We start from the raw sequence: 12,868 nt of genomic DNA, 5'->3' as shown, positions 1-12,868 counted from the left end.
TCGACGCTTTCGGCGGGCGCCTCAGCAACCAGCGGAGGTTGCGTTGCGCTTGAGTACGTGTATCGTCTTCAGCGCCCGACGCGAGGAGGACGGGGTGAGTTCAACCTCGATTGTGCTGGTCAACGCACACGCACTATTTCGTGAAGGGTTGCGCCATCACCTGGCGAATTCAACCGAGTTTCACGTGATCGGTGAAGCAAGCAATGGTCAACAGGCGATTCAGGTGGTCGATCTGCTCGACCCCGATATGGTCGTGATGGAGGTGGACCTGCCGGGTGTCAATGGTCTCGAGGTCGCGCGTGCCATCAAACGCTCGCATCCCCATATTCGCATCGTCCTGCTCAGTTCGACGATGGATGGTCAGGAGGTGGTCAAAGCCATCCGCGCCGGCATTGCTGCCTGCGTACCGCGCAACATCGCTCCTGAAAAACTGATGCAGACGCTGCATCAGGTGCGGCGCGGCAATTATCCGATCAACGATCTGGTGCTCTCCTCGCCTGACGTTGCGGCGCAGGTGCTCAACGCCTTTCGTCAAATGGCGGCGGAAGAGGATACGCAGAGCATCTACTCGCCGCTCTCGCCGCGTGAGTTGCAGGTGCTCGAACTCGTCGCCGCCGGGCGCACCAACAAAGAAATTGCGAAGGTGCTCGACATTTCCAACCAGACGGTCAAAAACCATATCTCGTCGATCCTGCGCAAACTGGCGGTCAATGATCGCACGCAGGCGGTCGTTTATGCGATGCGCCGCGGATGGATCAAAGTTGCGCTCCCTGGGGATCCGCTGACCTAGTTGCGCTCTTCACCAGATGCGCGCGTCGGGGCGTCCCTGATGGGCGCTCGTGGAAGGCGGTGATATGTGGTCTATGTTCCACGTTGGACGTTGCCCGTGCCTGACCCGTCTGCCGCGCCGCCGTCTTGACCGTGGAATACCGCTGGCGGCGTGGGCGCTGCTCATCGTTCGTCCTTCGCCAGATCTCAAGAGTCTTGCAGGAGGCGCGCGGCGAGGACGGAGTTGCGCTTTTCGGTAAACGTGTTATGCTGAGTGGGGTAGCGTGTCGTTGCTATCATTGTCATTCCACAATCCCACGGTTCTCGCACATGCGACCCGTCGTCGCCCTGAATTCTGGTGAGACGACATGACCCGAATTCGCATCGCTCTCTTGATCATACCCTTCGTCGCGTTGGCGCTCACTGCCTGTGAACAACTCTCGATCGCCGAACAGGAGCGTATCCGGGAAATTCAAACGGTCGAAGCCTCGACACCGACGGCGACGCCCGTTCCGCCAACTGATACGCCGACGCCATTGCCGCCAACTGCAACATCGACTTCCGGTCCGACGCCGACCCCACCGCCGCCAACGCCGACTCCTGAGCCAACGCCGACGCCGCTGCCACCCACGCCAACGCCTAATCCGATCCTGGCGCAGTTTAGCCTGTGCAATCAACAGGTGGGTGATCCCGGCGGGGGACGGTTCAGTATGCGGGTGACATCCATCACCACAACAGTTGATGCGTTTTTTGAACGGCTCGAATTGACGCTCGACGTTCCTGCCGACTCTGTGCTGCCGCACGCTTCGGCGCGCTGCCGACGCGCCCCTGCTGCGTCACAGATGGTTGGCGAGGTCGAGGTGACCGGCGCCTATCTGATCGAAGTTCAGCTCGATGGATGGCTGCGTGATGATGCGTTCCGCGCATCGCTTGCGACGCCGACCATCCCGTTGAGCGGCACGCAGGTGATGCGTGCGGCTGCATTCCGGGCGCCTCCTGGCGCGATTGCCGGAGCGCAGTTGGTTATCGGCGTTGATCAACCGTTCCCGTTCCGTCTGCGCCTGGAAGACAATCCGCTGCGTCTGGTCATCGATGTGGCGACGAGCGGACCGGTCAGTCAGGCGAGCGACCTTTTGCGTATTCCCGCAGGCGCACCGGCAGCGCCGGTTGCGCCGATGTTCTATCTTGCCGACGGTGATATCTGGCGCATCAGCAATGGCGCGCCGGAGAATCTGACCGAACGCCTCCGCGCGGGGCAGTTCGGCGATGTGACGGCGCTGACCACGCGCCCAAACGCGCCGTTGCTTGCCTTTTGCGCAACCGCGCCGGGCGCAGTTGCGGCTGATGTCACTGCCGCTTCAACCCTGTGGGTACTGGAGCTGGATAGCGGTTCGATCCGTCAGTTGTCGCCACCGCCGCGCGGACGCTCATGCGCCGATCCGGTTCTGTCGCCGGATGGCACAACTATCGCCTATGCAGTTGATGAGTCGGGGGGTGCGCCGCCACAACTGCGTATTTTTTCGGTGCAGGTCTTCCCCGGTGCTCCAGCCGTGGCGTTGACGCCCTCTGGCGATGAGTGGAGTCGTTACGCACCGCAATGGCTCGATGATGCGCGCCTAGTGTACGCTGCGACCGCCGAAGACGGACGGAGGACGCTGTTCCTGCGCGAATCCGATGGCACTGAACTCGATATTGGCATGGCGCTGCTGGTATCGGGAACGGGCGGGCAGCGCAGCGCGCGATACGATGGCTTTGGTCGCCTCATAGCAGCACCCGATGGCAGGGCTATTGCTGTCGAGGCATTCCGTATCGATGGCAGCGGCGCCGATCTGCTCATCCTGAACCGGTCGGGTGCTGAGATTGAACGTCTCAGTCCGATTGCAGCCGGGTTCTGGAATCGTCCCGTCGCCTGGAGCGCCGATGGCGCGCTCTACTATCTTTCGACGGCGTGCGCCAGCGACGCGGTGTATGAGTACACACTACACGTGCGTAGCGCCGATGGCGGCGACCGGGTGATCGCCGCTGGAATCGCAACCGGCGATCTGGGGGTCTTCACCGTTCATCAGAATGCACTGGCGTATGTGACCTTCGACCGCCTGCCGGGGGGACCGGGAGGTCCGCTCCGTGTTGCGCCGGATGATCCGGCTGCGCTCTGGTACTGGGACCTGGCGGGCAATACGCGCACGCGTCTGGTGGAAACCAGACGCGCAATTACTGCTCTGGCGCCGTGATGGACATCCTTGGCATCGATATTGGCGGCACGTTCACCGACTTTGTGTTGCTCCGCAATGGGCGGGTGCGCATCTACAAAACGCTCTCGACGCCCGATGACCCGGCGTGTGCGCTTCTTCAAGGCGTTGATACGCTCGGCGCGCCGGCAACCATCGTTCATGGCACGACGGTGGCGACCAATGCGCTGCTCGAACGGCGCGGCGCCGCGACTGCTCTAGTGACGACCGGCGGCTTCGGTGATGTGCTGGTGATCGGGCGCGGCAACCGACCAACGCTCTACGACCTGAATGTGACACGGCTCGATCCGCCGGTTCCTGAAGCCTGGCGCTTCGAACTGATCGAGCGCATGCTGCCTGATGGTAGTGTGCTGACTCCGCTCGACGACAGCGAACTGGCGCGCCTGGTCGCCTGGATCGGGGAGCACCCTGTCGAATCGGTTGCGATCTGCCTGCTCCACAGTTATGCCAATCCATCCCATGAGGATCAGGTGATAGCAGCGCTCGACCGGGCGGCGCGCACGTCGCAGCGCTCCCTGTTCATCTTCGCCTCGCACCGCGTTTTGCCGGAACCGCGCGAGTACGAGCGCACCAGCACCACCGTCGTCAATGCGTATGTCAGTCCCATTCTTGGGCGCTACCTGGATCGCCTCGGTCCGGCGTTGAGGGATCGGGGCGTGCGCTCCATCCGCATCATGGCGTCCGATGGTGGGAGCATGGGGCTGGTGACGGCTCGCGAATTGGCGGCGCGCGCGACCCTTTCCGGTCCAGCTGGTGGTGTTGTGGGTGCATATGCGGTTGCACGGCGCGCTGGTTTCAATCGGATCATTACGTTCGATATGGGGGGAACGTCCACCGATGTCGCGCTGGTGGACGGGACGCTGCCGCACACATCTGAGTCGCAAGTCGGCGGTCTTCCGGTGCGCCTGCCGAGTCTGGACATTCACACGGTGGGTGCGGGAGGCGGCTCTCTTGCCCGGATCGATGCTGGCGGCGCGCTGCGCGTTGGTCCGCAGAGCGCCGGCGCCGATCCGGGACCGGCGTGCTATGGACGAGGAACGCTGCCAACCGTGACGGATGCAAACCTGCTCTTGGGGCGCTTGCAGGCGGATTATTTCCTGGGCGGGCACATGACGCTTGATGTCGAGCGGGCGCGCATGGCGTTCATAACGCTGGCGCATGATCTGTTCGGTGCACAAAGCCCCGATGATGAACAGCGCGCTGCACTCGGTGTAGTGCGCATCGCCAATGCGCTGATGGAGCGCGCCATTCGGGCGATTTCGGTCGAGCGCGGCGACGATCCGCGTGATTGCGCGCTGGTGGCGTTTGGCGGCGCCGGACCGCTGCATGCGGCGCATCTGGCGGCTGCGCTCGGCATCCGCACGGTGCTCATACCGCGCTATCCGGGGGTGCTCTCGGCGCTTGGCATGATCGCCGCCGATGTCACCCGCGAGAGTAGCCGGGCGTTGCTGACAACCCTCGACGCGCTCGATACCACAACCCTCGCCGTGCACATCGCCGCGCTTGCAGACGAGGCACTGGCGGCGCTTGCAGCCGACGGCGAGGACCTCAATGGCTGCCGGATCGAGTGCGTGCTTGATCTGCGCTATGCTGGACAATCGTATGAACTTCCCACATCGCTGGAGAGCGGTTGGGAAAAGTCGCCGACGCCGCTGACAGACCTGGCAGAACGGTTTCATGCGCTGCACGAGCGGCGCTACGGGCATGCCATGCGTGAGCGACGCATCGAAGCCGTTACGCTGCGGGTGCGTGCCGTCAGCCCGCGCAGCGCCATCGACTTCGCGCCGGAGGAGTTGCCGCCGCGCGCGTCGCCATTGATGCCGCGCACCGTGGTGCAGGCGGCGTTGAACGGCGACACCGCAGCACTCGAACCTGCACCACTGTACGAACGCGACGACCTGCGTCCCGGCGACGCAATCGACGGACCGGCGATCATTGCGCAGTTCGATGCCACAACCATTGCGCCGCCGGGATGGCGTGTCGTCGTGGATGCAGACCTCAACCTGATTATGACGCCGCTGTCGCCTCGACTGTCTCCGTCGGCTGTTCCTCCTGCCTGATCAACTCAACTTCGATATCGATCTCCACCTCGTCGCCGACCAGCACTCCGCCGGTCTCCAGCGCCATATTCCAGGTCAGTCCCCAGTCCTTGCGGTTGATCGTCGTGCTGGCATGGAAGCCGGCGCTGACCGTGCCCCAGGGCGAGCGCGCCTGACCGTTGTATTCGACATCGAGCGTTACCTCGTGGGTCACGCCGCGGATGGTCAGATCACCAACCATCCGCCCGCGCGACTCGTCCAGCACTTCAATACGCTTGCTGACGAACGTGATATGGGGATAATGGGCGACATCGAGGAAATCCGGCGATGTCAGATGTCCGTCGCGCCTTGCATCGCGTGTGTTGATGCTGGCGGCTTCGATTTGAACATACACCGACGAGTTGGCAGGATTCTGCTCATCTGCCGTAATTGTGCCACTGAAGCGGTCGAACCGTCCGCGCACTTTCGAAATCATCATATGACGGACGGTAAACTGAATGAGGGAATGACTGTCGTCGATGATCCATTGAGCCATGCCAGACGCTCCTGTTGCTGAAAGATTGTTCAAACACAGCGTAGCACTCCTGCATCAACATGAGCGTCAACATGAGCGTCAACGCGGCGCCAGCGCGTGTTCTACCAATTACCTGTGACCATCCGGCATTGTCACCCTGATCAGAGCGAGGGGTCTTGCGCAACCCGCTCAGATTCCTCGCTGCGCTCGGAATGACCAGCATGCGGCATCCTTAATCGTAATTGGTATTCCACACGGGCTATATCCGCTAGCAGACGACGACGACCGCCGCTTTCGGCGATGGTGCGCGCCTGCGCGAGAACGGTGCGCGCTTCATCAGGCGGGAGGAGCGGCGCCAGCCAGATGCGGATCTGTGCGGCGAGATGACGTGTGCCCAGCGTATCGGCGCGCGCCAGGGCTATCGAGAGGTGGTGAATAGCGAGTGTGGCGTGTCCGCGGTGCAATGCGACGAGTCCGAGATTGGCGGTGATGCCGGCCACCCGTTCAGAAACGACCATGCGTTCGGCAAGGGTCAGTCCCGCCAGAAAACTGGACTCAGCCGCATCGAGGTTGCCGCGCGCCAGCGCGATCTCGCCTTGGGTCGAGAGCAGATATGGTTGAAGCCCCAGCATGCCATACTCATTCGCCAGGCGCAGACCTTCGTCCAGCCAGTGTTCGGCTTCGTCCAGGCGCCCTTGCAGGTGCAGATGATAGGCAAGGTTGTTGCACGCCAGAATGCGCCATGTGAGCGCTTCTGGATGCGCGGTGGCGCTGTCGGTGGCTGCCAGCGCCTCGCGGTAGGAGGCGACTGCGGCGGACAGGTCGCCCTGCTGAGCCGCCACGCTGCCGAGTTCGAAGCGCACCTGCGCTAGCGCGATGGGATCGGGCGCGGGTTGCGCCAGAATCAGACGCGCCGCTTCACGCAACCGGAGCGCCGCACCGATCAGATCGGACCCTTCGAGCGATAGCGCTGTGCCCCACAGGAACAGTGCCGTGATCCGATCACGGAGATCACCACGTTGTTCCAACCCGCGCACTGCTTCGATCATTTCAGCGTACCGTCCCTGAGGCGCCAGTGCGCGCGCCAGACTCAACCGCGCCCGACGCGCTTCCGCAGGAGTGCGCGCCAGCGCCAGGCTTTCGCGGAACCGTTCCGCTGCCTGCGCCGCTTTCCCGCCCATCACTAACGCTTCTCCCAGGTTCATCAGCGCATCGAACCGCTGTGAAGCCCCTAAACCTGCCAGCGCCTGTTCGTAAAACGCAATCGCTTCCGTCCAGGCGGCGACGCGCGCCGCGCGGCGACCGGCGCGCACCGCGTAGGTCGCCGCGCGCTCAGGAACCCCGCCTTCGGCAAAATGCCAGGCGATCAATCCTGCCACATCATCCAGACAGTCGCGGTTGAGCGCTTCGAGCGCCTCGGCGACGCGCCGGTGCAGCGCCCGATGGCGCGGCTCACCCATCTCGCGGTACGCGACCTCCATCGTCAAACTATGGTCGAACTGAAAACGACCATTGGCTAACGGCTCGATGAGGCGGGCAGCGCGCAGTTCATCGAGTGCGTCGAGCGCCGCCTCTTCGGAAAGCGCCGCTGCGCGCGCCACGACATCAAATGAAAAGACCCGCCCGACTGTCGCTGCCGTGTCGAGTACCCGGCGCGCTTCGTCGGAAAGACGCGCCAATTGTGACTGGATTAGACCATATACCGACACAGGCACAACCGGTTCATCGGGCAGAACCGGACTCAATCGCCCATCGGCGGACAGCAACCCGGTGGTGCGGGCGTGGCGCACCAATTCGGCAATAACGAAAGGATTGCCTTCGGTATTACGATAGAGCCAGGAAGCCAATCGCGCGGCATCATCGGGACTCAGCGCGCGCGCCAGCGCTTCGGTGTCAGTCGTACTCAGACGGCGCAGCAGTATGCGTTCCAGACGCCCCTCACGGGTCAGCGCATTCAGCAAGATACGGAGCGCCGCCTGATGATCCGTCGTGCGCGCAGTTGCAATCAGGCGAACCGACGCTTCCTCAGCCCGCCGCACCACATATCCCAGCAGACCAAGACTGCTTGCGTCCGCCCAATGGAGATCGTCGAAGAGCAACATGAGCGGCTTCAGACTCGCCAGCGCAATCAACAACCGTGTCACTCCTTCCCACAGGCGCGCTTCGTCCGCCTGTGTCGTCGCCGATGATCCAGGCGCCAGTTCCGGCAACAGCCGCGCCGCCTCGCCGAACCAGAGTGGATCGAGATTGAGGTGTGCGCGCAGCATATGCCAGTTGGGACGCGCCAGCAGATCACGCAACAGGTCGATCCATGGTCGGTAGGGCAATCCCTGCTCCAGTTCGCGCGCAGCCGCGATAAGGGTCAATCCGCCCCGCGCTGTATGTCGTTCCAGCGCCTCGAACGCCAGACGGGTCTTGCCGATCCCGGTTTCACCTTCAATCAGCATAAGCCGTCCCGCACCAACCATCTCGATCGCTTCCATCTCCGCCGACCGTCCAATGAATGGCAGCAGGGACGGCAGGGTGTGACGCGCTGGCGGTGGACGATTGCTCGACACGTTCCGCTGCTTATACCGTTCACTCTCAAGACTGCGATACTGCGTCGATGCACTATCGAGCAGGCGATCGGTCACGATCGCATCGTAGAGTTCGCGGGTCTCACGCATCGGCGGCACACCCAATTCGGCGTCGAGCAGATCGCGCAGGTTCTCGTAGCGCCGGATGGCGCCGACCCGATCGCCTGACAGGTAATGCAGGCGCATTATTTCGCGTTGCAGGTCTTCCTGGAGCGGATCGAACGTCAGCGCGCGGTCGAGCGCCGTCAGCGCCGCAGCAAGATCGCCGCGCATTTCGGCGATGCGCGCCAGGTGTGTATATCCCCGCATCGCCAGCAAACGCGCCCGCTCTCGCTCTGCTTCGAGCCAATCGGCAAATAGCGGAGCATCGGGAAGGGTGAAACCGGTCAGCAGATCATCACGGTAGCGCTCCAGCGCGGCGGACAGTATCGACTCATTGCCGATGGGCGCAGTGACGGCAGTGACCAGTGCGCGATAGTCTACGTCGGCATCGAGGGCGAGAGTAACTTCCTCATCACCTTCGACAGCCGATCCAAGCACCCGTCGCACGCTGTGGAGCGTGGTGCGGAGCAACTGTCGGGCAGCAGCGTGGTCGTGGTCGTGCCAGAACAGGTCGATCAAGCGCTCGCGGTGAACCGGTTTGTCCTGCGCTGCCAGATAGTAGACCAGCGCCCGCGCACGACGGCGCGACACCGTTACCGGGATGCCATCGGACAGGATCTGCGGCGGACCGAGAAGGAGAATGGTGAGCATAACGCCTCCAGCAGAGTGTGCATTATACCAGGGGTGAGAGGTTTAAGGGCGGACAGAATACCCGAACGAACACCGGCACTCCCGCCGTGGGACGGTCTCGCGCGCGGGGCAAGCCCCCCTGTCCCCCGACGCGGGGGGTCCGCCGCGCGCGGGAGAGGGGTGGGGGTGAGAGAAAAACAACGCATTCCCTGACATCAAACGCCATGTCTGCCTGCTATACGCATGCGCGCGGTCCGCACTTGAAGGGTTATACCAATTTACCTGTGACCATCCGGCATTGTCACCCCGAGCAGCGCGAGGGGTCGTGCGCGACCCGCTTAGATTCCTCGCTGCGCTCGGAATGACAAGTCGCTGCGCTCGGAATGACCAGCATTCGGCATCTTCAATCGTCATTGGTATTAGGGGTGAGGGGTGAAAGGGAACAGGCAGATATGTTGCACGGCAACGTCGCGCCAGCGTGCCCGTTGCCGTGCTATGGCGTACAGGAAGGTGAACCAGAGCGCGAGGCGCGAGGGTGGAACGTTGCGGGCTGGAAGGGAGCGCCGTTCTGGTTCAATGGCGCCATGTTGCCTGTTGTTTCTTCGCGTTGATTCGTATCCGATGCGGTGGTGTGAAGGGTTTCAACAAGAACGTGGCGACCTTTGAGGTCTGCGCCGGAGAGTGCCACAAAAGGGCAAGTTTGAACGTCTTATCGATGCCAGGCATAGAGAGGGAAGGTGATAATATGTCGCACGCAATAGCGCCAACCACAGCACGTGAGCGAATCGACCTGCTCGACATCCTGCGCGGATTTGCGCTGTTGGGTATCCTGATCGTCAACATGGGCATCTTCAGTTTTCCGTTCATTGCAGCATTCACCGGAACGCCACGCGGAGAAAGCACATTCGACCATGCCGTTGAGTTTCTTACCCATGCACTGGCGACGGGCAAGTTCTACCCGCTCTTCTCCTTCCTTTTTGGGTTGGGGATGTGGTTACAGATGGAGCGCGTGCAGGAAGCCGGTGGCGCCCCGGCGCGCTTTATGGTCCGCCGGTTGTTGGTGTTAATGGGATTTGGCCTGGCGCATGCCCTGCTGATCTGGAATGGCGATATTCTGTTCATCTATGCGCTGGTTGGTCTGGTTGCCCTGCTGTTTCGCAAGGCGCAACCGCGAACGCTTCTCATCTGGGCGAGCGCGCTGATCGCCATACCGATCATCTTGAGCGCAGGCCTCATCGTTCTGGGCATTCTGGTGGCAGGTCTTGCTCCAACCAATGCAAGCGGCATGGACGAGGTCATGACGCTCGTGCGCGATCTGGAGCGGCAGGCTATCGAGACCTATGCGCGGGGATCGTGGGGGCAAATCTTTGCCTGGCGCGCCATTGAGTGGCTGATCGTCCTGGTATTCTTCTTCTTGAGCGGAAATGTCCTCCAGATCCTGGCAATCTTTCTGATCGGCATGTATGCCGGCAAGCGCCAGGTGCTCCAGCGCCTGATGCAGTTGCCGGCAAACGAGCGTCGCCTGCCAGCCGGGAGGGTGTGCCTGGTCGTGGGGTTGGTCGCCAATTTCGCGCTGACCTGGCTGATGTGGACGGTGGATATGACATCGCCGCTGGCGGGATTGCCGTCGGTCCTTCTGCTTATCTTTGGTCCAGTGCTGAGTTACGGTTACATGGCGGCATTCGTGGCGCTGACCCGCCGGGAAGCCTGGCATCGCCGCCTGGAACCTCTGGCAGCCGCAGGACGAATGGCGTTGAGCAACTACATCGCACAATCGATTGTCTGCACGCTCATCTTCTACAGTTACGGATTGGGGCTGTTCGGTCAGGTGGGTGCGTTCGCCGGGCTGCTGATTAGCCTGACCATCTGGCTGGTCCAACTGGTTATCAGCGTCTTCTGGCTGAAGCGCTTCCGGTTTGGTCCGCTGGAGTGGGTCTGGCGCAGCCTGACCTATGGCGCGCCGCAGACTATGGCGAAGACGCGTCAGTTGGCGGCGTGATTGTTTGACGAGCAAAAGGGGAGGTGCGACATATCCACTCCTGGGTGGTGGTGCGGGGTGATGGCACACGGATCGCCACGGGGCGGATGATGGCACGCGGATCGCCACGGGGCGGGTGATGGCACACGGATCGCCACGGATCAAGACGGATGGGCACGGATCGCTGAGGGAGCATTATTGCCCAATCCGTAAAAATCCGTCGCATCCGCGCACATCCGCGTCCTATCATGCTAGATCATAGCGAGTACGGGTGATGGCACACGGATCGCCACGGATCAAGACGGATGGGCACGGATCGTTGAGGGGGCATTATTGCCCAATCCGTAAAAATCCGTCGCATCCGCGCCCATCCGTGTCCCAAGTTGTCGGCGGGGCGGGTGATGGCACACGGATCGCCACGGATCAAGACGGATGGGCACGGATCGCTGAGGGGGCATTATTGCCCAATCCGTAAAAATCCGTCGCATCCGCGCCCATCCGTGTCCTATCATGCCAGATCATAGCGGGTACGGGCGATGGCACACGGATCGCCACGGATCAAGACGGATGGGCACGGATCGCTGAGGGGGCATTATTGCCCAATCCGTAAAAATCCGTCGCATCCGCGCCCATCCGTGTCCCAAGTTGCCGGCGTAGCGCGCTTCGTTTGACACCTGCCCTATCCCTTGCGATAATCCGCCTCAATACTTCTTCTCCATAACTAACGGGGTTTCTGCCATGATCGACATACCACTGTCTCTGCCACGTCGTCCATTGGGTCGCACCGGGTTTCAGGTGACGCCGCTCTGTGTCGGGTGCGCACCGCTCGGCAATATGCCCGAAACGTTCGCTTACAGCGTTGCCGAGGATCAGGCAATTGCAACCCTGCTCGAAGCCTTCCGCAGTCCGATCAATTTTTTCGACACTGCCGCGATCTACGGCGATGGTGAGAGTGAACGCCGGATCGGCAAGGTCCTCGCAATGATTGGCGGGTTGCCAGATGGCGTTGTGCTGGCAACGAAAGCCGACCGTGATGCGGCAACCGGCGATTTTAGCGGCGACCAGATCAGGCGCTCGGTCGAGCGTAGCCTGACGTTGTTGGGTCTGGATCGCCTGCAGTTTGTGTACATCCACGACCCGGAGCATACGACGTTCGAGAATGTTATGGGCAAAGGCGGACCATTGGAGGTCTTGCAGCGGTTCCAGGCAGAAGGGATCATCGCGCATATCGGCATTTCCGGCGGTCCGATTGACATGCTCATTCGTTATGTCGAAACCGGCGCATTTATGGCAGTTGAGACGCATAACCGCTATACCCTGCTGAACCGCTCGGCAGAACCGCTCCTCGATGTGGCAGTCAGTCGGGGTGTCGCGGTAGTGAATGCAGCACCATATGGCAGTGGTATTCTCGCCAAAGGACCGGACGCTTACGCGCGCTACGCCTATCAGGACGCGCCACCGGCGCTTGTTGAGCGGGTGCGCGCTATGGCGGCGGTCTGCCAGGAGTATGGTGTTCCGCTGGCGGCTGCGGCATTGCAGTTTTCCTTGCGCGATCCGCGCATCACCTCGACCGTTGTCGGCGTCAGTAAGCCAGAACGCATCGCCGCCACCCTGGACCTGGCGCGCGTCCCAATTCCCGACGACCTCTGGCAGCGCCTTGATGCCGTGGGGTTCGACACGAACGACCCGGAGGAGCATCGGTTCAAGTGAGGGGAGAGGCGCGAGGGGAGCGGCGCCCGACCATGGCGTAGCGCGAGACTTATCATAGCGTAGCGCGAGATGTATCTCGCATTGGTGGAGAGGCGCGAGGGGAGCGGCGCCCGACCATGGCGTAGCGCGAGACTTATCATAGCGTAGCGCGAGATGTATCTCGCATTGGTGGAGAGGCGCGAGGGGAGCGGCGCCCGACCATGGCGTAGCGCGAGACTTATTATGGCGTAGCGCGAGATGTATCTCGCATTGGTGGCGAGGGGCGAGGCGGGGCAAGAGGCGCGAGGGGCGAGGCGCGAGGG

The 12,868-nt window shown here is 62.1% G+C and carries 7 protein-coding genes; 5 read left to right on the top strand and 2 right to left on the bottom strand.

The window, feature by feature from the left end; translation table 11 throughout:
* The first annotated feature begins 94 nt into the window (after window positions 1-94).
* The 3 genes from RCAS_RS22935 (at window position 95) to RCAS_RS22925 (ending at window position 5,077) form a co-directional block, all read left to right on the top strand.
* Window positions 95-790: a LuxR C-terminal-related transcriptional regulator gene (locus tag RCAS_RS22935; protein ID WP_012122865.1), complete on the top strand. Its 696-nt coding sequence runs from the start codon at window positions 95-97 to the stop codon at window positions 788-790.
* 346 nt (window positions 791-1,136) lie between these two features.
* Window positions 1,137-2,999 carry a TolB family protein gene (locus RCAS_RS22930; protein WP_012122864.1) on the top strand — a complete coding sequence of 621 codons (1,863 nt, stop codon included), beginning with the start codon at window positions 1,137-1,139 and terminating at the stop codon, window positions 2,997-2,999.
* Complete coding sequence (locus tag RCAS_RS22925; protein ID WP_012122863.1) at window positions 2,999-5,077, top strand: hydantoinase/oxoprolinase family protein; 2,079 nt, start codon at window positions 2,999-3,001, stop codon at window positions 5,075-5,077. The genes RCAS_RS22930 and RCAS_RS22925 overlap by 1 nt, the downstream gene beginning before the upstream one ends.
* On the opposite strand, the gene RCAS_RS22920 is transcribed toward RCAS_RS22925, so the two are convergent.
* Both RCAS_RS22920 and RCAS_RS22915 read right to left on the bottom strand, forming a co-directional pair.
* Entirely contained in the window at window positions 5,025-5,591 is a 567-nt protein-coding gene (locus tag RCAS_RS22920) for a YceI family protein (RefSeq protein WP_012122862.1), read from the bottom strand. The genes RCAS_RS22925 and RCAS_RS22920 overlap by 53 nt on opposite strands.
* A gap of 140 nt (window positions 5,592-5,731) precedes the next feature.
* Window positions 5,732-8,899, bottom strand: a complete 3,168-nt coding sequence (locus tag RCAS_RS22915; RefSeq protein WP_012122861.1) for an ATP-binding protein — start codon at window positions 8,897-8,899, stop codon at window positions 5,732-5,734.
* Between the two features lie 724 nt (window positions 8,900-9,623).
* Here RCAS_RS22915 and RCAS_RS22910 point away from each other — a divergent pair.
* Window positions 9,624-10,877: a DUF418 domain-containing protein gene (locus tag RCAS_RS22910; protein ID WP_012122860.1), complete on the top strand. Its 1,254-nt coding sequence runs from the start codon at window positions 9,624-9,626 to the stop codon at window positions 10,875-10,877.
* A gap of 717 nt (window positions 10,878-11,594) precedes the next feature.
* Window positions 11,595-12,566 carry an aldo/keto reductase gene (locus tag RCAS_RS22905; RefSeq protein WP_012122859.1) on the top strand — a complete coding sequence of 324 codons (972 nt, stop codon included), beginning with the start codon at window positions 11,595-11,597 and terminating at the stop codon, window positions 12,564-12,566.
* The last annotated feature ends 302 nt before the right edge of the window (window positions 12,567-12,868 follow it).

Origin of the sequence: Roseiflexus castenholzii DSM 13941 (assembly GCF_000017805.1) — a bacterium.
GTDB lineage: Bacteria > Chloroflexota > Chloroflexia > Chloroflexales > Roseiflexaceae > Roseiflexus > Roseiflexus castenholzii.
This window is presented reverse-complemented; position numbering and strand designations above follow the sequence as displayed.